The sequence below is a fragment of the Massilia sp. genome (genome assembly GCF_046293535.1).
GTDB lineage: Bacteria > Pseudomonadota > Gammaproteobacteria > Burkholderiales > Burkholderiaceae_D > Telluria.
In genome coordinates this window covers 89,904-114,600 of the sequence record NZ_JBKBOV010000001.1, presented here as the reverse complement: position 1 = coordinate 114,600, position 24,697 = coordinate 89,904, and the positions used below count along the sequence as shown (strand labels likewise).

Genomic DNA, 24,697 nt, shown 5'->3' with positions numbered 1-24,697 from the left:
TCCTCATCATAGCAAACCTGCCCGGCGCGGTCGCGCACATGCGGTCATGAAGCCGTCACATGGCGGTCATGGTGCTGTCATATCGGCGGACTAGACTTTGCCGCGTGGTCCAAACACATCTCCATCAACCAGGAATAGGAATAAGAAGCCCATGTTCAAGAAGATCCTCGCCGCCGCCGCCACTACTGCCGCCGTGCTCGCGATGTCGAGCGCCCACGCCGCCGACATCACCGGCGCCGGCGCGACCTTCCCGTACCCGATCTACGCCAAGTGGGCCGAGTCGTACAAGGCTGCCACCGGCAATGGCCTGAACTACCAGTCGGTCGGTTCCGGCGCAGGCATCAAGCAGATCAAGGCCCGGACCGTCGACTTCGGCGCGTCCGACATGCCGCTCAAGGCCGAAGACCTGGACGAAGCCGGCCTGATGCAATTCCCGGCCATCATGGGCGGCGTGGTCGCCGTGGTCAACGTCGAAGGCGTCCAGCCGGGCCAGCTCAAGCTCACCGGCCCGCTGCTGGCCGACATCTACATGGGTAAGATCACCAAGTGGAACGCGCAGCCGATCGCCGCGCTGAACCCGGGCGTCAAGCTGCCCGACGCCGACATCACCGTCGTGCACCGCGCCGACTCCTCGGGCACCTCCTTCCTGTTCACCGACTACCTCGCCAAGACCAGCCCGGACTGGAAAAACAGCATCGGCGCCGGCACCACCGTCAAGTGGGCCGTGGGCGTGGGCGGCAAGGGCAACGAAGGCGTGGCCGCCAACGTGCAGCGCATCAAGGGCGCGATCGGCTACGTCGAGTGGGCCTATGCCAAGAAGAACAAGCTGTCGCACACCCAGCTGAAGAACAAGGACGGTGTCTTCCTGCAGCCGGACGACGAAGCCTTCAAGGCCGCAGCAAGCGGCGCCGAATGGACCAAGGCTCCCGGCTTCGGCGTGGTGCTGACCGATGCTGCCGGCAAGCAGAGCTGGCCGATCACCGGCGTGTCCTACATCCTGATGCACAAGACCCAGGCCAACGCCGCCAAGGGCCAGGAAGTCGTGAAGTTCTTCGACTGGGCCTTCAAGAACGGCGCCCCGGCGGCGGCCGAGCTGGACTACGTGCCGATGCCGGCATCGGTGGTCAAGCTGGTGCAGGCCAACTGGAAGGCCAACCTGAAGGATGCATCGGGCAAGGCGATCTACTGATCCCTTGAGTTGACGCGGCGCTGACGTAGGGTGGGCGGCTATGCCGTCCACGCGTTCAACTCACGTAAGCAGGCCGCACATCCATTCAAATTCTGTTTGAACGCGCGTGGGCAGGAAGACCTGCCCACCCTACATTTCAACTATGAACACGGCTAACACGATCGTCCTGGTCGTCGACGACAAGCCGGCCATCGCCGAGCTGCTCAAGTATTCGCTGCACGAAGACGAGTGGATCTGGCACAGCGTGCCGAGCCTGGCGCAGGCCTGGGAGTTCATCGGGCGCGAACGCCCCGGCGTGCTGCTGCAGGAGTCGATGCTGCGCCAGGAAGGCGGCATGCGCCTGCTGGCGCGCCTGCGCGGCACGCGTGGGCTGCGCGAGAAACCGGTGATCCTGCTCGCCGCCGAACGCACGGACGGCGAACGCGAGGCGCCGCCGCCGCCCGCCGAATTCATTCCCCACCCGCCGCCGGACGACGCGCCGGACGAGCGCCCGCTGTGCCTGGGGCGCCTGGTGCTCGACCCGCTCAGCTGCAGCGTGCGCGTCGGCAACCACAAGGTCGAGGTGCGCCACACCGAATACCGGCTGCTGCGTTTCCTGCTGTGCCACCCGGGCCAGGTGTTCTCGCGCGCCGAGCTGCTCGCACAGCTGTGGGAGTCGCACGACAGGCTCGACCAGCGCACCGTGGACGTCCACGTGCTGCGCCTGCGCAAGGCGCTGGGACGCGCCAAGTCCCTGCTCAAGACCGTGCGCGGCGCCGGTTACATGCTGTCCGCGGCCTGAGCCTGCCCAGCCAACCCGCTTCTTCGCCAGCCCGACCCAGCCCGACCCGCTTGCGCCGGAAGTTGTTTCCTTCTAGAATGCCCACACCCCGTGGGGAGTAGCCTCCTCCTGCGCAATGCGGGAGGGCCCGTGTCAACATACTCGCTTCAAGACGAAAGCGTGGCGCGGGCGGCCTAGCGCTTGGCGAGACCATCGGCCCATCCGCGCCATTTGTCGGGCGTGCGGATGCGCCGTTGCGTTTGCCCCGACCGGAACTCCCAGCATGACCTTCACCGCCCTCGTCTTCCTCGCCCTTGCCATGTCGACCGACGCCTTCGCCGCCGCGATCGCCAAGGGTGCCGCCCTGCGCAATCCCGGCTTGCCGCAGGCGCTCCGGATCGGCCTGCTGTTCGGCTGCATCGAGACCATCACTCCCGTGATCGGCTGGGCTCTCGGCTCGCTGGCGGCCGACGCCATCCGCCAGTGGGACCACTGGATCGCCTTCTTCCTGCTGCTGGGGCTGGGCGGGCGCATGCTCTGGCTGTCCTTCGGCGACGAGGAAGAGGAAGAAGAGCGCGCCGGCTCGCAGAACTTCCTGGTGCTGGTGCTGACCGCGGTGGCGACCAGCATCGATGCGATGGCGGTCGGGGTGGGGCTCGCTTTCGTCGACGTCTCGATCGTGCATGCGGCGGTGGCGATCGGCATCGCCACCACGGTCATGGTCACCATCGGCGTGCTGCTCGGGCGGCGCCTGGGCGCGGCCGTGGGGCGCAACGCGGAGCGCATCGGCGGCGTGGTGCTGGTGCTGGTGGGCACGACCATCCTGATCGAGCACCTGTCGCACTGACTCCGGCGCCGCCCCGGGCGGCGTCCGGACCCGTGCTATACTGGAATCCTCATGTGTGCCCCCATCGTATGAGACGAATCCTCGTCATCTTCCTGATCCTGCTGTTCCCGCTGAACGCCCTGGCGCTGTCGATGTCCGTGTCGACCGCGCAGCCCGATAGCGCGTGCGCGCATGCCTGCGCGGCCGGCGCCGACGCATTCAAGGGTAACGCCGCCCCCGACATCGACCCCGACGAGCCGCCTTCGGTGGCCGACCTGCACGACCTCGTGCACCAGGACGGCCACCTGAACCTGGCCGGCCTCGGCGCCGCCGCGCCGCCGGCGCACGCCGCGCCGCCTTACTGCTTCACCCTCCCGCCTCCCGACAAGCCGCCCCGCCGCGCCTGACGCCGGAGCCTGGCTCCCCCTGTCGTTCGTCCGGTTCGTGCCGGCCGGTGCCGCGCGCGCCTGCCTGCCGCCGGACTTCTTCCCCCGGCCGTCGCCGGTGGACCCCCGCTTCTTCACATTTGATAAGGCAAGCAAGATGGAATGGCTAATGGACCCCTCGATCTGGGTGGGTTTGCTGACCCTGGTGTTCCTGGAAATCGTCCTGGGCATCGACAACCTGATTTTTATCGCGATCCTGGCGGACAAGCTGCCGCCGCACCAGCGCGACAAGGCGCGCCTGATCGGCCTGTCGCTGGCCATGGCCATGCGCCTGGGCCTGCTGACGATCGTTTCCTGGCTGGTCACGCTGACCACGCCGCTGTTCTCGCTCGCTTCCTTCAGTTTTTCCGGACGTGACCTGATCCTCCTCATCGGCGGCCTGTTCCTGCTGTTCAAGGCCACGGTCGAGCTGCACGAGCGCATCGAGGGCGTCACCCACGTCCAGTCCGGCAACAAGGTGTATGCGGGCTTCGCCGCGGTGGTGGCGCAGATCGTGGTGCTCGACGCCGTGTTCTCGCTCGACGCGGTGATCACGGCGGTGGGCATGGTGGAGGAACTGTGGGTCATGATGGCGGCCGTCGTCATCTCGATCGGCGTCATGATCCTGGCCTCGAAGCCGCTGACCCGCTTCGTCAACGCGCACCCGACCGTGGTGGTGCTGTGCCTGAGCTTCCTGTTGATGATCGGCCTGAGCCTGATCGCCGAGGGACTGGGCTTCCACATCCCGAAGGGCTACCTGTACGCGGCGATCGGCTTCTCGGTGCTGATCGAGACCCTGAACCAGTTCGCGCGCCGTAACTTCCTGAAGAACGAGGCGCGCCTGCCGTTCCGCGAGCGCACCGCCGACACGGTGCTGCGCATGCTCGGCAACCGCAGGCAGACCGCGCACGGCCCGGTGCCGGACGAGGCGCCGGACCAGGAGCAAGGGGAGCAGGACGCGTTCGCGGTCGAGGAGCGCAACATGGTCAGCGGGGTGCTCACCCTGGCCGACCGCTCGATCCGCTCGATCATGACGCCGCGCGCCGAGATGTCCTGGGTGAACCTGGAGCAGGACGCCGCCACCGTCCTGGAGCAGCTGCGGGAAACGCCGCACAACCAACTGCCGGTCTGCCGCGGCGACGTCGACCGGGTGCTGGGCGTGGCCCGCACCAAGGACCTGATCGGGGCGCTGCTGCTGCACGAGCGCATCGACGAGGCCGATGCCACGCTGCTGCGCAAGCCGATCTACCTGGCCGATACGGCCGGCGTGCTGCGCGCCATGGACACCCTCAAGCGCGCCCGCGGCCAGCTGGTGCTGGTGGCCGACGAGTACGGCGTGGTCCAGGGACTCTTGACCCCGATCGACCTGCTGGAGGCGATCGCCGGCGAGTTCCCGGACGAGGACGAGCAGCCGGCGATCCGCGTGCAGGGACCGGGCCGCTGGGAGGCCGACGGCAGTGCCGACCTGCACCTGCTCGAGCAGATGCTCGACACCGGCAGCCTGGTGGACCCGGACGCCGAGTACAGCTCGCTCGCCGGCTTCCTGCTGGCGCGTTTCGAGACCATGCCGGCCGCCGGCCAGGCCATCGAGACCGACGGCCTGCGCTTCGAGGTGCTGGAAGTGGAAGACCGGCGCATCCTGCGCGTGGCGATCCTGCGCCTGGACCCGCAGGCCGGCGAGGCCGCGCCTTGAGCTTCGACCGACTTGTAATGGAAGGAAAACCATGAAACGCATTCTCCTGTTCCTCGCCACCAACCTGGCCGTCGTGCTGGTCCTGAGCGTCAGCGCCAGCCTGCTCGGCGTGAACCGCTTCCTCACCGCCAACGGCCTGGATCTGCCCATGCTGCTGGCCTTCGCCGCGCTGATGGGCTTCGGCGGCGCCTTCATCTCGCTGTGGCTGTCCAAGCCGATCGCCAAATGGTCCACCAAGGCGCGCGTGATCGCCCAGCCGGCCAATGCCACCGAGGCCTGGCTGCTCCACACCGTGGAAGCGCAGGCGCGCAAGGCCGGCATCAGGATGCCGGAAGTGGCGGTCTACGAGGGCGAACCGAACGCCTTCGCCACCGGCGCCACCCGCAACGGCTCGCTGGTGGCGGTGTCCACGGGCCTCTTGGCCTCGATGTCGCAGGAGGAAGTGGAGGCCGTGCTGGCGCACGAGGTGGCCCACATCGCCAACGGCGACATGGTGACGCTGACCCTGGTGCAGGGCGTGGTCAACACCTTCGTCGTGTTCCTGGCGCGGGTGGTCGGCTATGCGGTCGACCAGATGCTGCGCAAGAACGACAGCGAACAGTCGGGGCCGGGCATCGGCTACATGGTGACGGTGGTGGTGTGCGAGATCCTGTTCGGCATCCTGGCCAGCATCATCGTGATGTACTTCTCGCGCCAGCGCGAATTCCGCGCCGACCGCGGGGCGGCGCAGATCCTGGGCCGTCCGCAGCCGATGATCGCGGCGCTGCGCCGCCTGGGCGGCCTGGCCGAAGGCGAACTGCCGAAGAACATGGCGGCCTTCGGCATTTCCGGCAAGGGCGCGCTGGCGCTGTTTTCCAGCCATCCGCCGATCGAGGCGCGCATCGCCGCCTTGCAGGCGCAATGAGGGACCCGGCGGCCGTGCGCCGGCCGCCGGCTAGGCCAGGATCCGCTTCAGGTCGTCCGGCTTGAAGGGCTTGGGCATCGTGATCGCCCCGATCTGCGCCGCCTCGGCCACCTGGCCGTAGCCGGTGGCGATCACGACCTTCAGCTGCGGCTGCGCGGCCATCGCTTTCCTGGCCAGTTCGATGCCGTTCATGCCGGGCAAATCGTAATCGGTGATCAGGACCTCGTACTGGTTGCGCTCCAGCAGGGCGAGGGCATCCTGCGGGTTGGCCGCGCCGTCGACGCGCTGGTTCAGCAGCTCGAGCAGCGAGCAGGTCATGCTCAGCACGTCCGCGTCGTCGTCGACGAACAGCACGTGCCGGGTCAGCGCCAGCTTCTCGAGCTCGGGCGCCGAAGGCGGCGCGGCCTGGGCCGCGTGCTGCTTCGTCAGCATCTGCCTGAGCTTGCGCGCCAGCTGCTCGCGCGCGTAGGGCTTGGACAGCAGCTGGACGCCGGCATCGAGCTTGCCGTCGTGGACGATGGCGTTCTGCGTATAGCCCGAGGTGAACAGCACCTCGATGCCGGGATGGAGCGCGCGCGCCTGGCGCGCCAGTTCCGGGCTGCGCATCGCGCCGGGCATGACCACATCGGTGAACAGCAGGTCGATCGGGATGCCGCTGTTGAGGATCACCATCGCCGCCGCCGCGTTGTCGGCCTTCATGACCGTGTAGCCCAGGCTCCTGACCATCTCGACCACCGTCGCCTGCACGGCGGGGTCGTCCTCGACCACCAAGATGGTCTCGTCGCCGCCCGTGACCGGACCGCTCTTGAGCACCCGTTCGGCGGCTTCCGCCTGGTAGGAGCGCGGGAAGTACATCTTGATGGTGGTGCCGTGCCCCACTTCACTGTAGATCTTGAAGTGGCCGCCCGTCTGCTTCACGAAGCCATAGGCCATCGACAGGCCCAGGCCGGTGCCTTGCCCCTCGGGCTTGGTGGTGAAGAAGGGCTCGCAGGCGCGCTCCAGGGTTTCCTTGCTCATGCCGCAGCCGTTGTCGGACACCGCGATCATCACGTACTGCCCTGGCGTGAGGTCGTGGTGCAGGGCCGCGTAGTCGTCGTCGAGCAGGGCGTTGCCCAGCTCGATGGTCAGGCGGCCGCCGTCGCGCATGGCGTCGCGCGCGTTGATGGCCAGGTTGAGGATCACGTTCTCGAGCTGGTAGGGGTCGACGCAGGTGTTCCACAAGCCGCCGCTGCGGATGGTTTCGACCGCGATCGTCTCGCCGACGGCGCAGCGCAGCAGCTCGTCCATCTGCTGGACGATGCCGGCCGGGTCGACCACGCGCGGCTGCAGCGGCTGGCGCCGTGCGAATGCGAGCAGCTGCGCCGCCAGCTTGGCGCCGCGCTCCACGGCGCCGCTGGCGGTGTCGAGCTGCTTGAGGGCGCGGGCGTCGCCCGCCATGCCGTCGCGCAGCAGCTGCAGGTTGCCGCCGATGACCTGCAGGATGTTGTTGAAATCGTGGGCCACGCCGCCGGTCAGCTTGCCGATCGCTTCCAGCTTCTGCGCGTGCTGCAGCGCGGCCTGGGCCGATTGCAGTTCCTCGGTGCGGGCCTGCACCAGTTGCTCGAGCTCGCGCTGGTATTTCTGCACTTCGTCCTGCGCCAGCTTCTGCTTGGTGACGTCGTTGCCCTGCACGAAAATTCCGACCGACTGGTTCTGCGCGTTCAGGATGGGCTGGTAGACGAAGTCGATGAACCGGGTGACGGTCTTCGACGGCGTTTCCTTCAGGTCGAGCTGGACGCTCTGGCCGACCACCGGCTTGCCGGTCTGGTAGACCTGGTCCAGCAGTTCGAAGAAGCCCTGGCCCGCGGCGTCGGGCAGGACGTCCCTGACCGCCTTGCCGGCCAGTTCGCGCTGGCCGACCAGCCTGCGGTAGGCGTCGTTGGCGAGGTCGAACACGTGGTCCGGCCCCTTGAGCACGCAGATGAAGCCGGGCGCCTGCTCGAACAGGCTCTGGAAGAAGGCATTGCTAATTTGCAGTTCGTTGGCCAGCGCCAGCGCCTGGCGCGCGTCGTCCAGCGCGCGGGTGCGTTCCTCGATGGTCCGTTCCAGCTCGAGCTGCTTCTCGCCCAGCGAGCGGGCGCCCAGCACCTGCTCGGTGACGTCGCTGCCCTGCGAGACGATGCCCAGCACCTCGCCGTTCTCGTCGAAGATCGGCTGGTAGACCAGGTCGATGAAGCTGTCCACCTTGCCGCCGCCGGCCGATTCCACGGTGATCGGGACGGCGCGGCCGACGTAGGGCTTGCCCGAGGTGTAGACGGTGTCGAGCAGTTCGAAGAAGCCCTGGCCCTCGAGCTCGGGCAAGGCTTCGCGCACCGGCTTGCCGATGATGTCGCGCAGGCCGGCGAGGCGGTGGTGGGCCTCGTTCTGCAGTTCGTAGACATGGGTGGGGCCGCGGAAGAAGCAGACGAAGCCCGGCGCCTGTTCGAACAGGCGCAGCAGGTGCTGGCTCTGCTCGGTGCGCGCCTGCAGCAGCGCTTCGCGGGCACGCTCCTCGCGTTCGCGCGCCTCGCGCGCCCGGGTGATGTCGCGCGTGACCTTGCCGAAGCCGATCAGGGCGCCGTCGTCGTCGTACAGCGGGTCGATCACCACGTGCGCCCAGAAGTGCGAGCCGTCCTTGCGCACCCGCCAGCCGGTCGCTTCGAAGATCCCGTTCGCGCGCGCGGTGGCGAGCGCCTGCGCCGGCACGGCCATTTCCTGGTCTTCAGGGGTATAGAAGCAGGCAAAGGATTTGCCGATGATTTCCTCGGCTGCATACCCTTTGGCCCGCGCCGCGCCGGCGTTCCAGGTGGCGACCCTGCCATCGGGCGTCAACATGAAGATCGCGAAGTCGCGGATCTTGGCGACCAGCGTCGAGGTCAGGTTGGCTTCGAGCGAAGACAGTTCCGGGGTGGCGGACATGGAGATTCCTTGGAACACAAAGTTTTGTATTCTAGAGGAAACAAATGGTTTTGCCCCACGCAATTCGCATGGGTGCTTCGTTCAGCGGCGGGGCCGTGGCGAAGTGCGGCGGTCACGCTGGCGGAAGTGGTGCGGCGAGCACAGTACCCGCAGCGCCACCGGCCGCGGTACGCCGACCTGTTCCATGAAGAGCAGGGCCGGATGGATGCCGTAGCGCTCGCACAATTTCAGTCCCTCGTCGACCCGGCCGGCGGTTACGGCATCGGTCCGTGCATCGTTTCTGCTTTGCTCTGCCATGTGCTCCTCCATGCGAGCGAAGGATGCTAGCAGAGCTGCAAACGCACTTAAAGTAGTTTCTTAAGACTTTTTGCTAACCCGATGTTTTGGTGGCTAAACTGCAAAACTTGATTGTTTGGTATTGCGCACCCTTGCGACAGAAGTTAGCGCCGGCTCGCAATGCAAACGGGCCGGCTTGGCGCCGGCCCGTCTAAGGCAGAGCATGCGCTCAGCCGGCCATGCGCTGGAACAGCTCGCGTACCGCGAGGCCGCCGCCACCGATGAGCAGGGTGAAATACAGGATGGTGACGACGTTGCTGATGTGACCCAGCAGTACGCTGACGCCGTCGCGCTGCAGCAGGCCGACCGCCAGGAACAACAGGGCGACCGCCGGGAAGGTATTGCTGAAAGGAATTAGGCCGAAGGGCATCATCAGCAGCACCGCGCCCAGGATCAGGCCGGCGTTGTTGAGATGCTGGATCGGGCCGTTGGCCACCAGCCACTCGATACGGTTGGGCTTGCACACGCGCTCGATCCGGTACAGCCAGGGCAGCGCCTTGCGCAGCGCGGGGCGCAGTTTGCTGGTGGAGATGGTGCGGTGCTTCAGTTTCGCCGGCACCCAGAGTTCGCGCCCGAACAGGCGGCTGACGCCGATCAGGAGGATCGCGGCGCCGAACACGGTACTCACACCGGGAATCGACACCGGGATCAGGAACACGAGGGTGAGCAGGGCGGTCAGGATCAGCAGGCCCTCATTGCCGACCCGATAGATGAGTTCGCTTAAGGTGATGCCGCCGGGCGGCAGGGAGCGGACCATTCCGCGCAGCTTCTTGAAGATCGGTTCACCTTGCATGGCTTCTTTCATCGTGCTTCTCTTGGTTCTTGGATGGACGGCGGTACGCCGCCGTCAGGCAGCAAGGCGAGAGTATAGTGCAGGACTTCGTGCTTCCGCGGCTTGAATGGTAACAAGTGTGCGCAACCGACAGGCCATGCCGCCCCGGTTCAGCCGCGCCGTGCCGCTTCGATCGCCGCCACGTCGATCTTTCCCATCGTCATCATCGCCTCGAATACGCGTTTTGCCACGGCCGGATCGGGGTCGGCGATGCCTTCGCTGAGTACGCGCGGCGTGATCTGCCAGGACAGGCCCCACTTGTCCTTGCACCAGCCGCACGCGCTTTCCTGGCCGCCGTTGCCGACGATCGCATTCCAGAGACGGTCGGTTTCCTGCTGGTCCTCGGTTGCGATCTGGAAAGAGAATGCTTCGGTGTGCGAAAAGGCGGGGCCGCCGTTCAGGCCGATGCAGGGAATCCCGGCCACGGTGAAGGCAACGGTCAGCACGTCGCCCTGCTTGCCGGCTGGATAATCACTCGGTGCGCGGAAGACCTCGCCCAGCGCGCTGTCGGGGAAGGTCGCCGCATAGAATTGCGCCGCTTCCAGCGCCGTCCCGTTGAACCAGAGGCAAATCGTGTTCTTGCTGACCATGGCATGTCTCCCATCGTTGGCACATCGTTCGGAATGTCGTCGCGCGCCAGCATAACGCAATCGCGCGCGCCTTCCTCGCTTGCCAGGGACTCCCTTATCGAAGATCAGTCCAGGTCCGACGCGTCGTGCCGCTCGGGAACCTGTTCGCCGGGATTGCCGCGCACGCGGTTGACCTTGCGGCCGCGCACGACGGCCGGGCGCGCCGCGATCTCGTCGGCCCAGCGGCGCACGTGCCGGTACTCGTGCACCGAGAGGAATTCGCCGGCGTCGTACAGCTCGCCGCGCACCATGCCGCCGTACCAGGGCCAGATCGCCATGTCGGCGATGGTGTACTCGTTGCCGGCCACATACTGTTGCTCGGCCAGTTGGCGTTCGAGCACGTCGAGCTGGCGCTTGGTTTCCATCGCATAGCGGTCGATCGGATACTGCAGTTTTTCCGGCGCGTAGGCATAGAAGTGGCCGAAGCCGCCGCCCACGAAGGGCGCCGAACCCATCTGCCAGAACAGCCAGTTCATGGTCTCGGCGCGCGCCGCGCCGCTGGCCGGTAGAAAGGCGCCGAATTTCTCGGCCAGGTAGACCAGGATCGAGCCGGACTCGAACACGCGCACCGGTTCTTTTCCGCTGCGGTCGAGCAGGGCCGGGATCTTGGAATTCGGGTTGATCTCGACGAAGCCGCTCGAGAACTGGGCGCCTTCGTTGATCTTGATGAGCCAGGCGTCGTACTCGGCGCCGGCGTGGCCGAGGGCCAGCAGCTCTTCCAGCATGATGGTCACCTTGACGCCGTTGGGCGTGGCCAGCGAGTACAGCTGCAGCGGGTGCTTGCCGACCGGAAGCGCGGCCTCGTGGGTCGGGCCGGCGACCGGACGGTTGATGTTGGCGAAGGTGCCGCCGCTGGAGGCGGGCGGGGTCCAGACTGTGGGCGGGACATACTGGTCGGTCATCGGGAACTCCATTGGTATCTGGTGAAAACGCATTCTAGCTGGCGGCCCGGGCGGCAGGTATACTCGACGCCACCACAGGAACCGGCTTGGAAAGGAGATGGCAGCGGTGATCCGGCAGATGGACAAGGATGACATGGACCAGGTGCTGGACATCTGGCTGCGCGCATCGATCGAGGCGCATGCTTTCATCGGCGAACAATTCTGGCGCGCGCGGCTGGGCGACATGCGCAGCGTGTACCTGCCCGCCGCCACCTCCTGCGTGTTCGAGCGCGAGGGTGCGCCGGCCGGCTTCTACAGTGTGTACGGCGACGCCCTGGCCGCGCTGTTCGTGCATCCGGACATCCAGGGCGCGGGCATCGGAAGCCTGCTCCTCGCGCATGCCAAGACCGGCCGCCACCGGCTCGACCTCACCGTGTACTCGGCCAACCACGCCGCGCGCCGCTTCTATGAAAGGCATGGCTTCGTCGCGTTCGACGAACGGCCGGATGCGCACACGGGGCATCCGGAAATCCTGATGCGCTGGCTGGCCTAGCCGGCCCTGCAAAGAGGCCGAATGCAAAGCTGTAAAACGGGGGGCATAAAACGGGGACAGGTCTGACATTTGGACACGAGCTCGAGCGTACTTCCTTACTGTATTGCTCAGTCCGTGTCCGAATGTCAGACCTGACCCCGACTTGAAAAAAGAAAACCCCGCCGGGGCGGGGTTTTGGTTGGGGCGGGCAGGACTCAGATGTAAGCCGCCAGCGCGCCTTTCATCTTCTTCAGCGCAGCCGATTCGATCTGGCGGATACGTTCGGCCGACACGCCGAACTCTTCGGCCAGCGTGTGCAGCGTGGCGCCAGAACCGTCGTCGTTGGCCAGCCAGCGCGCTTCGACGATGCGGCGCGAACGCGGGTCCAGCTTCGACAGGGCGGTTTCCAGGCCTTCCGACTGCAGGCGGTCGTGTTGCTCGGCCTCCAGCACGCGGGTCGGCTCCTGCTGCTCCGACGACAGGTAGGCGATCGGGGCGAACTTGTCGTCTTCGTCGTCGGTCGGCGATTCGAGGGCGATGTCGCGGCCCGACAGGCGGGTTTCCATCTCGATCACTTCTTCGCGCTTGACGTCGAGCATCTTCGCCAGCTCGTCGACCTGGCTCGGGGTCATGGTGTCCAGGCCCTGCTTGTTGCTGCGCAGGTTGAAGAACAGCTTGCGTTGGGCCTTGGTCGTCGCGACTTTCACCAGGCGCCAGTTCTTCAGGATGTATTCGTGCATCTCGGCCTTGATCCAGTGCATCGCGTACGAGACGAGACGCACGCCCTGGTTCGGGTCGAAGCGCTTGACGGCCTTCATCAGGCCGATATTGCCTTCCTGGATCAGGTCGGCGTGCGGCAGGCCGTAGCCGAGGTAGCCACGTGCGATGGACACCACCAGGCGCAGGTGGGAGAGCACCAGCTTTTGCGCCGCGTCCAGATCATTCTTTTCCCGCAGCGACTTTGCCAGCGACACCTCTTCCTCGTGGGTGAGCATCGGCAGGCGGTTGACGGCCGAAATGTAGGCGTCGATATTGCCCAGATTGCCGGTGAAACCCAGTCCCAGAGCACGACTGCTGGCCGGAACCAATGCGGATTGTGCGGACATTTTCAATTTCCTCGTAGTAGACTTACTGCATCCCAATGTGCCACGGGCCCATGCCGCGTAACACCAGCGTTACTGCTTGTTACTTGGATGCCTTCCTTGATTTCGCTGTATTCGAGACATATATTAGCACTCTCCATGTGTGAGTGCTAGGCAGGCCATCGATTTATCGAAATCGATTAAGTTTGGCTAAAGTATTGCCCTTGGGAATCAAAATCGCGCCGTTTCAACTGTAGAGCAGGCGACCTGAATTCTGTTGATTCAGCTCAAAAGTGAGCAAAATACTGCTGGAAAACGTGTTAGAGACAGGTTAAAGGCCCGGGAAGCGGCCATCTGTTGGATGGCGCACATTCGTCAAATCCGTCCTGTAGGAATAGCGCTCGTGTCGACGTAGGGTGGGACGGCCAAGCCGTCTCGAGAGACCGGCAAGGCTGGACGCGCGCCGGTCCGGCAGGCGCGTCCAGGTCCCCGTTTAGCGGACGCGCGCCAGGTGGCGCTGCACCGACAGCATGGCGCCGATCAAGCCGAGGCCCGCGCTGATCCCCAGCACCCCGGCGCTCTCCAGCGCGCCGAGCGGCAGCAGCTGGAATTCCGAGCCATACAAGCGTGCAAAATTCGCAATCGCGCCGTTCAGCGGATGCAGGGCCAGCGCCACCGCGCCGAGCGCCACCGCGCCCGCGCACAGGCCGAGCAGGGCGCCGGTGTAATAGAAGGGGCGGTGGATGAAGTTGTCCGTGGCGCCCAGCAGCTTCGACACGGTGATTTCTTCTTTCTGGGTCAGCACCTGCAGGCGGATGGTGTTGAACACCACCGCAATGACGACGATGCCGAGCGTGATCGCCAGCAGCAGCAGGGCCAGGCGCAGGATCGCCAGCATGGCGGCCAGGCGCTTGACCCAGGCCGAATCGACCTGCACCACGTCCACGCCGGGCAAGGCGCGCAATTGTTCGGTGATCGCGTCGACCTGGCTTGCTGCGCTGCTGCCGTCCAGGCGCATCTTGAAGCTGTCCGGCAGCGGATTTTCGCCCAGCGTGTCGATCACGTCGCCCAGGCCGCTGCCGGCCTTCATCGCGGCCAGCGCTTGCTCGCGTGGAACGAAGTCGATGTCGGCCTTGCCGCCGCCGGCCGCGATCGCCCTGATGCGCGGCTGCAGGGCGGCCACTTCCTCGCGCGTCGCCTCGAGCTTCATGAAAACGCTGATCTCGGGGTCGACCGAGAGCTGCTCGGACAGCGGACGCACGTTGTCGAGCAGGGTGATGCCGGTGAACGGCAGCATCAGCGCGAAGGCGACGACCAGCACGTTGAACAGGAAGCTGCCCGGTCCCTTGCGCACGGTGGACAGGGCCGCGCCGAGGGCGAAGCGGTGCTGGCGTACCCAGGGGCTCATGCGGACTCTCCCACCAGTTGGCCATGTTCGAGACGGATCACGCGCGCCGCCGCGCTGTCGAGCACCTGCTCGTCGTGAGTCGAGATCACGCAGGTCACGCCGACGGCGTTGAAGGCGCGCAGCGCATCGAGCACCTTGTCGGCGGCCACGCGGTCGAGGTTGGCGGTCGGCTCGTCCGCCAGGATGATCTGCGGCCGGTTGACGATGGCGCGCGCCACCGCCACGCGCTGCTGTTCGCCGCCGGACAGGGCCAGGGGCATCGCCTTGGCGCGCTCCAGCAGGCCCACCTTGTCGAGGGCGGCCCTGGCGCGCTGCTCGGCCTGGGCCCTGGGGGCGCCGGTGACGAGCAGGGGCAGCATCACGTTGGCGAGGATGTTGCGGTCGTTGAGCAGGCGCTGTTGCTGGAAGATCAGGCCCAGGTTACGGCGCAGGAAAGGAATGCCGGCCTTCTGGATGCGGCCGATGTCCTGGCCGTTGACGGTGACCACGCCGCTGCTGGGCCGCTCGACGGCGGCCACCATTTTCATGAGGGTCGACTTGCCGGCGCCGGACGGGCCGGCCAGGTAGACCAGTTCGCCCTTGCCGATGTTGAGGGAGACGTCGCGCAGCGCGTAGGCATCCCGGGAGTATTGTTTGGAGACGGACTGGAATTCGATCATCGGGCGGCGTTCCTCGTTCTTCCCTTAGCCCAGCAGCGCTTCGACGAATTCTTCGGCCTTGAACGGCTGCAGGTCGTCCAGTTTTTCGCCCACGCCGATGAAGTACACCGGCACCGGGCGGGTCCGCGCGATCGCGGCCAGCACGCCGCCCTTGGCGGTGCCGTCCAGCTTGGTGATCACCAGGCCGGTCAGCTGCAACGCATCGTCGAAAGCCTTCACCTGGGCCAGCGCGTTCTGGCCGGTGTTGCCGTCGATGACCAGGAGGGTCTCGTGCGGGGCGCCTTCCATGCCCTTGCCGATCACGCGCTTGATCTTCTTGAGTTCTTCCATCAGGTGCAGCTGGGTCGGCAGGCGGCCGGCGGTGTCGACCATGACGACGTCGGTGCCGCGCGCCTTGCCCGACTGGACCGCGTCAAAGGCGACCGCGGCCGGATCGCCCGAGGCCTGCGAGATCACGGTGACGTTGTTGCGCTGGCCCCAGACCATCAGCTGCTCGCGCGCGGCGGCGCGGAAGGTGTCGCCCGCGGCCAGCAGCACCGACTGGTCGAAGCGCTGCATGTGCTTGGCCAGCTTGCCGATGGTGGTGGTCTTGCCGGCGCCGTTCACGCCCGAGATCATCATCACGAGCGGTTCGTGGCGGCCCAGTTCGAGGGGCTTCTGCAGCGGCGTCAAGAGTTCGATCATGAGCTCCTTGAGCGCGGCCTTGACCTGGGCCGCGTCGAGCAGCTTGTCTTCCTTGACCTTGCGGCGCAGGGCGTCCAGCAGGTGCTGGGTGGCGTCCATGCCGGCGTCCGACATCAGGAGCGCGGATTCGAGCTCCTCGTACAGGTCCTCGTCGATGCGGGCGCCGACGAACAGCAGCGACAGGTTGCTCGAGGTCTTGGACAGGCCGGCCTTCAGCCGCGCCATCCAGGACTGCTTCTTTTCGGCCTCGGTGGTGGGGCGTTCCGCGGTTTCGGGGAACAGTGCGCCGATATCGGACGCGGCCGGCACGGGTGCCGGCGCCGCTGTCGGCGCGGCCGTCGGCGCGGCGACGGGGGCGGCCGGCGGGCTGACCGGTGCACTGACAGGCGCATCCAGCGCACCCGGCACGAACATCGGCGCCGCTGCCGGTTCCGGTGCTACCTGTTCCGGTGCCAAGGCCTCGGTTTCAGGCTTCTTTCTCTTGAAGAAACTAAACATATGTGGGGGCGAATCCTGCGCACGATGCCGGCTGGCGCCGGCGATGAAAAAAGTAGCGAATATTTTACCAGAGCAGCAAGACGCTTCCCTGATTGGCAAGTATCGACGCTAGAAGATGCGTGGAAGGAACTCTTTGTTGTGTTATTGCTGAAACCGGCAGGCTGCTCAACAGTGCGCGTCTGGAAAACGACCGCGACTTGCGTTAAATTGAACAGGGAGAGAGAAAACCTCAAAATACAACGGGGTACACCGTGAAAATCACTAATTTCCTCAAGCGCATCATCTATGGCGACAACGCCACGGATGGCAGCGCTTCTAACATGCGCAACATTATCGTGTGGGCGTTCATCGCCCTCGTCGCATTGTTCCTGACCAGCCCCGAGCAGGTCAGTTTCTTCGACCAGCCGATTCCGCTGCCGGCCGAGCTGGGTTTGGGACAGTAGGGTGGGCGGGTCTTCCCGCCCACGCGGTGATCGCTATCGGCTCCGCTATCGTGTCGGATGATCTTGCAGCTAACTATCACCGCGTGGGCGGAGAATCCGCCCACCCTACGAAATCAACCGTTCGCTTTGGCCGCCTCCGCCGTCTTGCGAATCGTCTCCAGCGTCGCGTTCGGCGTGATCAGGTTGCCGTCGTAGCGCAACTCGATCACCGCTGGCAGCTTGCGTTCGTTCGCATGCGCCAGCGCGCGCTGCAGGGCGGGCGCGAATTCCTCGGTCTTCTCGACCACCTCGCCGTGGCCGCCATAGGCGCGTGCCAGCGCGGCAAAATCCGGATTGTGCAGATTGGTGCCCGACACGCGGCCCGGGTAGTCGCGTTCCTGGTGCATGCGGATGGTGCCGAACATGCCATTGTTGAACACCAGGATGATCACGCCGGCGCCATACTGCACCGCGGTGGCCAGTTCCTGGCCCGTCATCATGAACTCGCCGTCGCCGGCAAAGGTGACCACCGTGCGCTGCGGATCGATGATCTTGGCCGCCACGCCGGACGGCACCGCGTAGCCCATCGCGCCGTTGGTCGGCGCCAGCTGGGTGCGGCGGCCGCCATAGCGGTAGAAGCGGTGCGCCCAGGTCGCGTAGTTGCCGGCGCCGTTGGTGATGATGGTGTCGCGCGGCGCCTGGCGCATGAGCTCCTGCACCACCTGCCACAGGTCGAGCGGCGCGCCGCCCTCGGCGAAGATCGGCGGCTGCGCCTGCCAGGCGGCCAGGTCGGCTTTCGCCTCTTCCACCGTGCCGGCCCAGGCCGAGGAATCCACCGGCGCCATCGCCGCCAGCATCGCGCACACCTGCGCGGGGCCGCTGGCAATCATGAGTTCGGCCTGGTAGACGCTGCCCAGTTCTTCCGGATCGGCGTGGATGTGGACCAGGCGCTGGCGCGGCACCGGCGAGGACAAGAGCGAATAGCCGCTGGTGGTCATCTCGCCCAGGCGCGGACCGATCGCGATCACCAGGTCTGCTTCCTTCACGCGCGCGGCCAGCTTCGGGTTGATGCCGATGCCGACGTCACCCACGTAGTTCGGGTGGGCGTTGTCCATCAGGTCCTGGAAGCGGAAGGTGCAGCCGACCGGCAGGCGGTTGGCTTCGGCGAAGCGAGCCAGGTCGGCGCAAGCCTGTTCGGTCCAGGAGCCGCCGCCCAGCAGGACGATCGGGCGTGTGCTTTCCGCCAGCATCGAACGCAGCTGGGCAATCTGGTCTTGCGATGGCGCCGCCTGCACCGGCTGGTAGCGGCGCGCGTCAGGCACGTCGGCCTTGGCGACCAGCATGTCTTCCGGCAGCGCCAGCACCACCGGGCCGGGGCGGCCGCTGGTGGCGACCTGGAAGGCGCGCGCGATGTATTCGGGGATGCGGTCGGCGCGGTCGATCTGGGTGACCCACTTGGCCATCTGGCCGAACATACGGCGGTAGTCGATTTCCTGGAAGGCTTCGCGGTCGATGAAGTCGCTGCCGACCTGGCCGATGAACAGGATCATCGGGGTCGAGTCCTGGTAGGCGGTGTGCACCCCGATCGAGGCGTTGGTGGCGCCGGGACCGCGGGTGACGAAGCAGATCCCTGGTTTACCGGTCATCTTGCCGTAGGCCTCTGCCATGAACGCCGCGCCGCCCTCCTGCCGGTTGATGACGAAGCGGATGCTTGAGTCGTGCAGTGCATCCAGCACGTCGAGGTAGCTTTCGCCGGGCACGCCGAAGGCGGTGTCCACGCCATGGGTATGGAGCGCATCGACCAGGATCTGGCCGCCGGTGCGGGAAGGGTGGGTCATGGTTGGGTCTCGTCCTTGGTGGTTTTGCTATCCAAACATTCTATGTGGATGAGGTGGGGAAGGATTTTGAAATGGCGACACGAAATTTCAGAAAACGTGGTTAGCTGGCGATAGGTTGCGCTGGCCCAATCGGTTACAATGCCCCCGTGAAGCAGGCCAGACAGCCGCTGGCCCTCATCTTCGGGTGCGGGCGGGAGGAAGGTCCGGACTCCACAGAGCGGGGTGACGGTTAACGGCCGTCCGCTGAAAGCCCGGGTGCAAGCCTGGGTATAAGGCGAGGAATAGGGCCACAGAGACGAGCGTATTAAGTTACGGTGAAACGCGGTAACCTCCACCTGGAGCAATTCCAAATAGGCACGCGTTGATGTTGCTCGCGGAGCGTGCGGGTAGGAAGCTTGAGCGCTGGAGTAATCCAGCGCCTAGAGGAATGGCTGTCATAGGGGCGTCCCGCAAGGGAGACCACTACACAGAATCCGGCCTATCGGCCTGCTTTACATGAATTCAAACGGTCCGCCAGGACCGCCCGGGTGGAGTCATCGATGCAGCAATACATCCTTGCCCTCGACCAGGGCACCACCAGTTCGCGCGCCATCGTCTTCGATCGCGCCGGCTTGGCCGTAGCGAACTGCCAGCACGAATATCCCCAGCATTTCCCCCAGCCCGGATGGGTCGAGCACGACGCCCTCGACATCTGGCACAGCCAACTCGCCTGCGCCAGGTCGGCACTGCGCGAGGCCGGCATCGACGCGGCCCAGGTCGCCGCGATCGGCATCGCCAACCAGCGCGAAACGACGCTGCTGTGGGACCGCGCCAGCGGCGAACCGGTCGCCCGCGCCATCGTCTGGCAGGACCGGCGCACCGCCGCCATGTGCGACCGCCTGCGCGAAGGAGGCAGGGCGGAGGACATCCGGCAGCGCACCGGCCTCGAAGTCGACGCCTATTTTTCCGCCACCAAGCTGCAATGGCTGCTCGAGCACGTGCCGGGCGCGCGCGAACGGGCCGAGCGCGGCGAGCTGGCCTTCGGCACGGTCGACAGCTGGCTGGTGTACCGCCTGTGCGGGCGCCACGTCACCGACGCCAGCAATGCCGCGCGCACCATGCTCTTCAATATACATAGCCTGCGCTGGGACGAGGAATTGCTGGCCCTGTTCGACATCCCGTCCAGCGTGCTGCCGGAAGTCGTGGCCAGTTCGGAAGTCGTGGGCCTGGCGGCCGAAGAATGGTTCGGCGCCGCGGTGCCGATCGCCGGCATCGCCGGCGACCAGCAGGCCGCTACTTTCGGCCAGGCCTGCCACCGCCCGGGCCTGGTCAAGAACACCTATGGCACCGGCTGTTTCATGCTGATGCATGCCGGCGCCGCAGCCCCCGAATCGCATCATCGCCTGCTGTCCACCGTCGGCTGGAGCGTCAATGGCAGGACCGACTATCTGCTGGAAGGCAGCGTCTTCATGGGCGGCGCCACGGTGCAGTGGCTGCGCGACGGCCTCGGCATCATCAGGGACTCATCCGACGTCGAGGCGCTGGCGCTGAGCGTGCCGGACAGCGGCGGCGTGATGCTGGTGCCGGCCTTTACCGGCCTGGGCGCCCCGCACTGGGACCAGTACGCGCGCGGCGCCATCGTCGGCATGACGCGCGGGACGACTGGCGCGCACATCGCCCGCGCCGCGGTCGAGGCGATCGCCTACCAGAGCGCGGAACTGCTGGCGGCGATGCAGAAGGACGCCGCCTGCCTTGTTACCGAGATGCGCGCGGACGGCGGCGCCGCCCGCAACGACCTCCTGATGCAATTCCAGGCCGACCTGCTCGGCATCCCCGTCGTGCGGCCGCGTGTCACGGAGACCACGGCGCTGGGCGCTGCCTACCTGGCCGGGCTGGCGGTAGGCTACTGGGAAGGTGTCGACGAGATCGCGCGCCAGTGGCAGGTCGAGCGCCGCTTCGAACCCGTGATGGATGCCGGCCGGCGCGCCGAGCTGATGGCGCGCTGGGGCAGGGCGGTCGAGCACGCCAAAGGCTGGGCGCGCGTCTAGCCGCCGTGGGTCAGAACAGCCTGAAGCCTGCGCCCAGGTCGGTGTTGAAGGCAAGCCAGGTCAGCGCGGCCGCGACCAGCATTCCGAGCACCAGGTAGAACTTCCAGGACACGCGCTGCGCCGCGTAGGGGTCTCTCAGGCTGCGCTCCGCCCCTGCCGGCAGCCTGGCCATGCGGGTCAACGCGGTGCCGAAGGGGATGTTGATGCGGGCCCGGGCGTTCACCGCCCAGCCGTTGGCGTCCAGGATGGGACCCAGGTTGCGGTTCCTCAGCTTGAAGAAGGCCATCGCCACGGACGGACCCGAAATCGCCAGGAACAGGCCCGCCATCGCGAGCGGCATCTGCCAGCCCTCGAGGCCCAGGAAGCCCGTGACCACCGAGGCCAGGGCGGTGCCGATGGCGCCGATCGCGAGCCCGAGGGCCGCGAAGATGCCGGCGAAGCGCGCCGCATCGAAAGGCGTGGGGGCAGGTCCGGGCCTGGCGCCGGATTCGACCTTGCTGCCGGTTTCGGTCACCAGTTTGGACGTCATGTCGTCCACGCCCTTGGCCCGGGTGGCGGCAAATTTCTCCATCTGCTCGCTGATCAGGCGGGTAGCCTTGCGGTAGGGCGCCCAGAAAGCCTGGCGGATGCTGATCGGGTGATCGACGATCTTGGTGATGGTGGCATCCCAGTCCTTGCCCTCGCGGTCATAGAAGATGCCGTTGCGGCCGACCATGAGCTGGTCCGAGTCGCCCGCGGTGAAGGCGGCGGCGATCGTCATCTTCTGGCCGGCGCGCACGCAGTCGCAATACGCCAGGTAGACCCCGGACAGACTGGCCAGCACGCCGTGGCGGGCCGGGTCCAGCACCTTGATGCAGAGCTCGCAGCTGCGGCCATCCAGGAACAGGGTGCCGGCCTGGAACACGGCCTTGTCCTCGCTACTATAGAAGTTGCGGAAGGAGACGAAGTTGTTGGCCAGCTGTTCCAGGTCGCGCACATAGCGCACCAGGCGTTCCACCTCGGCGATCGCGTTCGCTTCCGGGGCCAGGGCCAGGTCCTGGGACAGGAGCTGGTCGATGGCGGCGCGGATGCCAGGGTCGAGGAAGGCTTGCAGTTGCGAGGTTTCGAGCTTGGCCAGCGGTGTTTCCGGACGCGCCGCCTGCCAGGACTGGTAGGCGGCAAAGCGGTCCTTCAGGTCCTCCCATTCGCTGGCGCCCAGGCTGTCCCGGTCGCCCAGCAGGGGCCGGACCACCTGCTCGCGCAGGGCCGCCACCGCCGCCGTCCAGGCCGGATTGATGCCGGTGTCCAGGGGCAGCGCGCCGCCGGCCTGGACGTAGGCGATCGGCAGGGCCGCCAGGGCGGCGTCGTCCGCCGTCAAGCTCCTGGCGCCGACGGCGCGAATCTCTTCCGGTGCGCCGTTCATCCATTCCGCGGCCCGCGGGTCGAACTCGGCCAGGCGGCAGCGGGTGAAATAGTCGTCGGCCTTGACCCGGATCGCGGCCAGGGCGGCAAAAGCGGATTCGGTGTCGGCGCCGAGGGGGAGCAGGGTGGCGTCTTCGTGGGGACGCGACTGCCAGGCGAGCCAGGCCTGGGCTTCGGCAAAGAAGCGCTCGGCGCGCGCCCCGTCGATGCCTGGCGCGCCGCTGCGATCCGGCACGCTGCCCAGGGTGTCCACGATGGCGGCGAAGACCGGTTGGAGCGCCGCGTCGCAGGCGGCGGCGGTGATGATGCCGTCGCCGTTGAAGGCCATGCCGGAGAAGATGCGGTCGCTGTCGCTGACATCCTCGACGCTGATGGTGTCGCTGCCGCCCTTGCCCAGGCTGTCCAGCACGTGGCGCGCCGAGGTCAGGAGCCGCGCGCCTTCTTCGCTGCCGACGTCGAGGGCGGCCAGCGGCAGCGGGCCGCCCTGCGCCAGCACATCGGGGGAGGCCAGGCGCGCCGCCGCCCAGTCGATCGCGGCGATCAGTTCCGGAGCCCGGATGTGGCCGTCGTTGTCCGTGTCCATCAGCGCCAGGGTGCGGCGGTCGAATTCCAGGCCCTGGACGGGGCAGGAAAGGGCGACCCACAACTTCTGGTCGAGCTGCTTCAGGTTGACGAGGTCGGCGCCCGTGTCGAGGCGGACCTGGGTGAAACCGCCTGCGGAAAAGAAGCGCCATGGATGACGCGGCTGGTCCTCGATGATGGGCGAGGCGGGATCCAGGAAGCGGCGATCGAGCGGGGCGTTCATGGGCGCGCCTCGCATGCCTGGCGTGTTCCCATGCGGGCGTGGACGGTGGAAGGGATAGGAGGATGGACAACTGCCATGTCGAGCGTGGCCGGGGAGGCCTGGGTCATTGTACGGAGCCTGACAGTCTAGCCGAAAACTTGTTGCTAAGAAATTGTCCAAAAATTTATACCAAAGAGCGCCGCGCCTCCACGCCCTGTTTCGCGCCGCATTTCGCACCGCTGTGGCAGCTGGTCCGCGATATCGCAGCGGCCCGGCGCCTCCCGCGCGAGCGGCAGGGCAAGGGTGTGCCGTCCACGACGGCCGATACCGTATGATCCTCGCATCGGCGGCGCCCCAGCTCGCCGGATCGCAGGAGTGAAAACATGCTGAAACTGGGAGACACCGATCCACGCCTGATCGACAAGCTCGGTACGCTTGCCGCACGCGTGGTGGAAGACGCACTTGCCTCCGGCCTCACCTGGGACCAGGCCGTCGTGGCCCTCGGCATCGCAGCCAAGGCGATGTCGGCCAAGGCGGCCAGCCAGGGCGGCGCCGCGCCGGCCGAGTACGCGCTGCATGCGGAGAAGCGGCTGAAAGAAGGCATGGACCGCAGCGCCGCGGTCCTCAAGGCCTACCTGTCCTGACTCCGTTCAGAACCCGATCCGCCCCTTGCCCGGCGTCGGCCTGATCCGGATGTCGTCCACGCTCACGCGTTCGCGTCCGGCCGCCACCGCATGGCCCAGGCCATCGAGCAGGGTCTTGCGCAGGTCGCGCGGCGAGACGTTTACCAGCCGGTCCAGCACCACGTCGCCCAGGCGCGGATCGAAGGCCGCCAGGTTCAGCTCCTCCAGCAGCCCGGCATACATGCGCTGGGCGATGCCGGCCGCCTGTTCCGGCGTCGGGGTCGGCACCTCGTAGACTGCCATGCGGTTGAGCAGCGGGTGGGGGATGCCCTCGACCGAGTTGGCGGTCAGGACCCAGAAGATCTGCGAAGCGTCGATCTCGACGTCGATGAATTCGTCGCGGAAGCTGCTGGCCGTTTCCGGTTCCAGCAGCTGATACAGGGAGGCGAGCGGATCGGATTGCGAGGAGCCGCTCGCCTTTTCCACTTCGTCCAGCACGATCACCGGATTGGCGTACTGCCCGCGCACCAGGCGCTCGGCCACCTTGCCGCACTTGGCGCCGCGCCAGCTGGCCGAGCTGCCGGTGATGACGAAGCCGGCCGACAGCGCATTCATGCTGATCAGCTCGCACTCGGTCTGCATCACCCGGGCCAGGCGCCGGGCGAAGTGGGTCTTGCCCACGCCGGGGCCGCCCAGCAGCAGGATCGGCATGACGTTGAAGCCGCGGTCGCCCGCATGCGCCAAAGCCAGGTAACGCGCCAGGTCGTCCAGGACTTCCTCGAAATTCGGGCATTCCTCGAAGAGCGGATCGAGGGCGTCGATCGATGAGGGCTTGGTGACGAAGCGGTCGGCCCCGGTCTCCAGCATGCGCTCGTAGAACGCTTCGAGTTCCGGGGAGCGGCCGCGGCTGCGGTCGAGCGCTTCCTGAACTTCGATCAGGTCGTAGACCGCGCAAGTACGGGCAAGTGTGATGCTCACGGCTTTTTCTCCTAGCTCGCCCGCTCCCGTCCGGCTTCGCCATCCTGCCGAGCGGGCCTGGCCGGATGGGTCTTCGCCATGCCTCGATCCTAACGCTTCCAGCCGAGCACCGCCAATCCCCCATCGCCAATTCTGTGCGGCAAATTTAATTGCTTCAAGAAAATACTGCGTCATGACATGAGCTTGATCAAACGGAAAGCCTGTCATGACAACTGAGGTCCAACCTTCATGTTGTTTCCTAAGTGACTGATTTAGGAGACATTTTATGTTGACGATGCCTCAATAGGCGCCGCTAAGTCCTTGGTTTCATTAGACAAATTCGGATTTATGACGCGTGAATTCGCTTGAC

At 66.3% G+C, this 24,697-nt stretch carries 22 protein-coding genes, 1 other RNA gene and 1 riboswitch; of the genes, 11 read left to right on the top strand and 12 right to left on the bottom strand.

What is annotated here, in order from left to right:
* Nucleotides 1-151 precede the first annotated feature (151 nt).
* From pstS to htpX, 6 genes are all read left to right on the top strand, one after another.
* A complete protein-coding gene (gene pstS, locus ACK4S9_RS00490) occupies nucleotides 152-1,189 on the top strand; it encodes a phosphate ABC transporter substrate-binding protein PstS (protein WP_409720192.1) in 1,038 nt (345 codons plus the stop codon).
* 142 nt (nucleotides 1,190-1,331) lie between these two features.
* Complete coding sequence (locus ACK4S9_RS00485) at nucleotides 1,332-1,970, top strand: winged-helix domain-containing protein (RefSeq protein ID WP_409720190.1); 639 nt, start codon at nucleotides 1,332-1,334, stop codon at nucleotides 1,968-1,970.
* A gap of 80 nt (nucleotides 1,971-2,050) precedes the next feature.
* Nucleotides 2,051-2,226: riboswitch (yybP-ykoY riboswitch) on the top strand.
* Nucleotides 2,227-2,232: 6 nt separating this feature from the next.
* Complete coding sequence (locus ACK4S9_RS00480) at nucleotides 2,233-2,796, top strand: manganese efflux pump MntP family protein (RefSeq protein ID WP_409720188.1); 564 nt, start codon at nucleotides 2,233-2,235, stop codon at nucleotides 2,794-2,796.
* A 68-nt stretch (nucleotides 2,797-2,864) separates the two neighbouring features.
* Nucleotides 2,865-3,182 carry a hypothetical protein gene (locus ACK4S9_RS00475; protein WP_409720186.1) on the top strand — a complete coding sequence of 106 codons (318 nt, stop codon included), beginning with the start codon at nucleotides 2,865-2,867 and terminating at the stop codon, nucleotides 3,180-3,182.
* Nucleotides 3,183-3,318: 136 nt separating this feature from the next.
* Nucleotides 3,319-4,893, top strand: a complete 1,575-nt coding sequence (locus ACK4S9_RS00470; RefSeq protein ID WP_409720184.1) for a TerC family protein — start codon at nucleotides 3,319-3,321, stop codon at nucleotides 4,891-4,893.
* Nucleotides 4,894-4,924: 31 nt separating this feature from the next.
* Nucleotides 4,925-5,797, top strand: a complete 873-nt coding sequence (gene htpX / locus ACK4S9_RS00465) for a protease HtpX (RefSeq protein ID WP_409720182.1) — start codon at nucleotides 4,925-4,927, stop codon at nucleotides 5,795-5,797.
* Between the two features lie 30 nt (nucleotides 5,798-5,827).
* On the opposite strand, the gene ACK4S9_RS00460 is transcribed toward htpX, so the two are convergent.
* The 5 genes from ACK4S9_RS00460 to yghU form a co-directional block, all read right to left on the bottom strand.
* Complete coding sequence (locus tag ACK4S9_RS00460) at nucleotides 5,828-8,734, bottom strand: response regulator (protein WP_409720180.1); 2,907 nt, start codon at nucleotides 8,732-8,734, stop codon at nucleotides 5,828-5,830.
* 81 nt (nucleotides 8,735-8,815) lie between these two features.
* Nucleotides 8,816-9,031 (bottom strand): hypothetical protein, encoded by a 216-nt coding sequence (locus ACK4S9_RS00455; protein ID WP_409720178.1) that lies wholly within the window; start codon nucleotides 9,029-9,031, stop codon nucleotides 8,816-8,818.
* Nucleotides 9,032-9,239: 208 nt separating this feature from the next.
* The gene (locus tag ACK4S9_RS00450) at nucleotides 9,240-9,875 is read right to left on the bottom strand and encodes an exopolysaccharide biosynthesis protein (RefSeq protein WP_409720176.1); all 636 of its coding nucleotides are present in this window, start codon (nucleotides 9,873-9,875) and stop codon (nucleotides 9,240-9,242) included.
* Between the two features lie 137 nt (nucleotides 9,876-10,012).
* Nucleotides 10,013-10,492: a VOC family protein gene (locus ACK4S9_RS00445; RefSeq protein ID WP_409720174.1), complete on the bottom strand. Its 480-nt coding sequence runs from the start codon at nucleotides 10,490-10,492 to the stop codon at nucleotides 10,013-10,015.
* Nucleotides 10,493-10,596: 104 nt separating this feature from the next.
* Nucleotides 10,597-11,433, bottom strand: coding sequence for a glutathione-dependent disulfide-bond oxidoreductase (yghU, locus tag ACK4S9_RS00440; protein ID WP_409720172.1), 837 nt, complete (start codon nucleotides 11,431-11,433; stop codon nucleotides 10,597-10,599).
* 97 nt (nucleotides 11,434-11,530) lie between these two features.
* Here yghU and ACK4S9_RS00435 point away from each other — a divergent pair, with 97 nt between their 5' ends.
* The gene (locus ACK4S9_RS00435) at nucleotides 11,531-11,965 is read left to right on the top strand and encodes a GNAT family N-acetyltransferase (protein WP_409720170.1); all 435 of its coding nucleotides are present in this window, start codon (nucleotides 11,531-11,533) and stop codon (nucleotides 11,963-11,965) included.
* A gap of 194 nt (nucleotides 11,966-12,159) precedes the next feature.
* On the opposite strand, the gene rpoH is transcribed toward ACK4S9_RS00435, so the two are convergent.
* From rpoH to ftsY, 4 genes are all read right to left on the bottom strand, one after another.
* A complete protein-coding gene (gene rpoH, locus ACK4S9_RS00430) occupies nucleotides 12,160-13,050 on the bottom strand; it encodes an RNA polymerase sigma factor RpoH (protein ID WP_409720168.1) in 891 nt (296 codons plus the stop codon).
* A 469-nt stretch (nucleotides 13,051-13,519) separates the two neighbouring features.
* A complete protein-coding gene (gene ftsX, locus ACK4S9_RS00425) occupies nucleotides 13,520-14,434 on the bottom strand; it encodes a permease-like cell division protein FtsX (protein ID WP_409720165.1) in 915 nt (304 codons plus the stop codon).
* Complete coding sequence (locus tag ACK4S9_RS00420; protein WP_409720163.1) at nucleotides 14,431-15,093, bottom strand: cell division ATP-binding protein FtsE; 663 nt, start codon at nucleotides 15,091-15,093, stop codon at nucleotides 14,431-14,433. The genes ftsX and ACK4S9_RS00420 overlap by 4 nt, the downstream gene beginning before the upstream one ends.
* A 24-nt stretch (nucleotides 15,094-15,117) precedes the next feature.
* Complete coding sequence (gene ftsY / locus ACK4S9_RS00415; RefSeq protein WP_409720161.1) at nucleotides 15,118-16,275, bottom strand: signal recognition particle-docking protein FtsY; 1,158 nt, start codon at nucleotides 16,273-16,275, stop codon at nucleotides 15,118-15,120.
* 251 nt (nucleotides 16,276-16,526) lie between these two features.
* Between ftsY and ACK4S9_RS00410 the strand changes: the two genes are divergently transcribed.
* The gene (locus ACK4S9_RS00410; protein WP_409720159.1) at nucleotides 16,527-16,718 is read left to right on the top strand and encodes a hypothetical protein; all 192 of its coding nucleotides are present in this window, start codon (nucleotides 16,527-16,529) and stop codon (nucleotides 16,716-16,718) included.
* A 113-nt stretch (nucleotides 16,719-16,831) separates the two neighbouring features.
* Here the strand turns inward: ACK4S9_RS00410 and ACK4S9_RS00405 are convergent, their stop codons facing one another.
* On the bottom strand, nucleotides 16,832-18,535 hold the full coding sequence (locus ACK4S9_RS00405) for a thiamine pyrophosphate-binding protein (protein WP_409720157.1): 1,704 nt from the start codon (nucleotides 18,533-18,535) through the stop codon (nucleotides 16,832-16,834).
* Between the two features lie 148 nt (nucleotides 18,536-18,683).
* Between ACK4S9_RS00405 and rnpB the strand changes: the two genes are divergently transcribed.
* An RNA gene (gene rnpB, locus ACK4S9_RS00400) (RNase P RNA component class A) lies at nucleotides 18,684-19,032 on the top strand.
* 42 nt (nucleotides 19,033-19,074) lie between these two features.
* Entirely contained in the window at nucleotides 19,075-20,562 is a 1,488-nt protein-coding gene (gene glpK / locus ACK4S9_RS00395; protein ID WP_409720155.1) for a glycerol kinase GlpK, read from the top strand.
* 10 nt (nucleotides 20,563-20,572) lie between these two features.
* Here glpK and ACK4S9_RS00390 read toward each other — a convergent pair whose 3' ends face one another.
* Nucleotides 20,573-22,768 carry a hypothetical protein gene (locus tag ACK4S9_RS00390; protein WP_409720153.1) on the bottom strand — a complete coding sequence of 732 codons (2,196 nt, stop codon included), beginning with the start codon at nucleotides 22,766-22,768 and terminating at the stop codon, nucleotides 20,573-20,575.
* Nucleotides 22,769-23,130: 362 nt separating this feature from the next.
* On the opposite strand from ACK4S9_RS00390, the gene ACK4S9_RS00385 reads away from it, so the two are divergent.
* A complete protein-coding gene (locus ACK4S9_RS00385) occupies nucleotides 23,131-23,391 on the top strand; it encodes a hypothetical protein (protein WP_409720151.1) in 261 nt (86 codons plus the stop codon).
* A gap of 6 nt (nucleotides 23,392-23,397) precedes the next feature.
* Here ACK4S9_RS00385 and ACK4S9_RS00380 read toward each other — a convergent pair whose 3' ends face one another.
* The gene (locus ACK4S9_RS00380; protein ID WP_409720149.1) at nucleotides 23,398-24,348 is read right to left on the bottom strand and encodes an AAA family ATPase; all 951 of its coding nucleotides are present in this window, start codon (nucleotides 24,346-24,348) and stop codon (nucleotides 23,398-23,400) included.
* Nucleotides 24,349-24,697 lie beyond the last annotated feature (349 nt).

Bases quoted from the DNA above. Each gene is read 5' to 3' on its own strand.
- ACK4S9_RS00420 (WP_409720163.1), bottom strand. From the start codon at position 15,093: ATGATCGAATTCCAGTCCGTCTCCAAACAATACTCCCGGGATGCCTAC.
- ACK4S9_RS00385 (WP_409720151.1), top strand. From the start codon at position 23,131: ATGCTGAAACTGGGAGACACCGATCCACGCCTGATCGACAAGCTCGGT.
- ACK4S9_RS00445 (WP_409720174.1), bottom strand. From the start codon at position 10,492: ATGGTCAGCAAGAACACGATTTGCCTCTGGTTCAACGGGACGGCGCTG.
- ACK4S9_RS00485 (WP_409720190.1), top strand. From the start codon at position 1,332: ATGAACACGGCTAACACGATCGTCCTGGTCGTCGACGACAAGCCGGCC.
- ftsX (WP_409720165.1), bottom strand. From the start codon at position 14,434: ATGAGCCCCTGGGTACGCCAGCACCGCTTCGCCCTCGGCGCGGCCCTG.
- htpX (WP_409720182.1), top strand. From the start codon at position 4,925: ATGAAACGCATTCTCCTGTTCCTCGCCACCAACCTGGCCGTCGTGCTG.
- ACK4S9_RS00455 (WP_409720178.1), bottom strand. From the start codon at position 9,031: ATGGCAGAGCAAAGCAGAAACGATGCACGGACCGATGCCGTAACCGCC.
- ACK4S9_RS00390 (WP_409720153.1), bottom strand. From the start codon at position 22,768: ATGAACGCCCCGCTCGATCGCCGCTTCCTGGATCCCGCCTCGCCCATC.
- ACK4S9_RS00475 (WP_409720186.1), top strand. From the start codon at position 2,865: ATGAGACGAATCCTCGTCATCTTCCTGATCCTGCTGTTCCCGCTGAAC.
- ACK4S9_RS00460 (WP_409720180.1), bottom strand. From the start codon at position 8,734: ATGTCCGCCACCCCGGAACTGTCTTCGCTCGAAGCCAACCTGACCTCG.
- pstS (WP_409720192.1), top strand. From the start codon at position 152: ATGTTCAAGAAGATCCTCGCCGCCGCCGCCACTACTGCCGCCGTGCTC.
- glpK (WP_409720155.1), top strand. From the start codon at position 19,075: ATGCAGCAATACATCCTTGCCCTCGACCAGGGCACCACCAGTTCGCGC.
- ACK4S9_RS00405 (WP_409720157.1), bottom strand. From the start codon at position 18,535: ATGACCCACCCTTCCCGCACCGGCGGCCAGATCCTGGTCGATGCGCTC.
- ACK4S9_RS00450 (WP_409720176.1), bottom strand. From the start codon at position 9,875: ATGAAAGAAGCCATGCAAGGTGAACCGATCTTCAAGAAGCTGCGCGGA.
- ACK4S9_RS00435 (WP_409720170.1), top strand. From the start codon at position 11,531: ATGGCAGCGGTGATCCGGCAGATGGACAAGGATGACATGGACCAGGTG.
- ACK4S9_RS00470 (WP_409720184.1), top strand. From the start codon at position 3,319: ATGGAATGGCTAATGGACCCCTCGATCTGGGTGGGTTTGCTGACCCTG.
- rpoH (WP_409720168.1), bottom strand. From the start codon at position 13,050: ATGTCCGCACAATCCGCATTGGTTCCGGCCAGCAGTCGTGCTCTGGGA.
- ftsY (WP_409720161.1), bottom strand. From the start codon at position 16,275: ATGTTTAGTTTCTTCAAGAGAAAGAAGCCTGAAACCGAGGCCTTGGCA.
- ACK4S9_RS00480 (WP_409720188.1), top strand. From the start codon at position 2,233: ATGACCTTCACCGCCCTCGTCTTCCTCGCCCTTGCCATGTCGACCGAC.
- yghU (WP_409720172.1), bottom strand. From the start codon at position 11,433: ATGACCGACCAGTATGTCCCGCCCACAGTCTGGACCCCGCCCGCCTCC.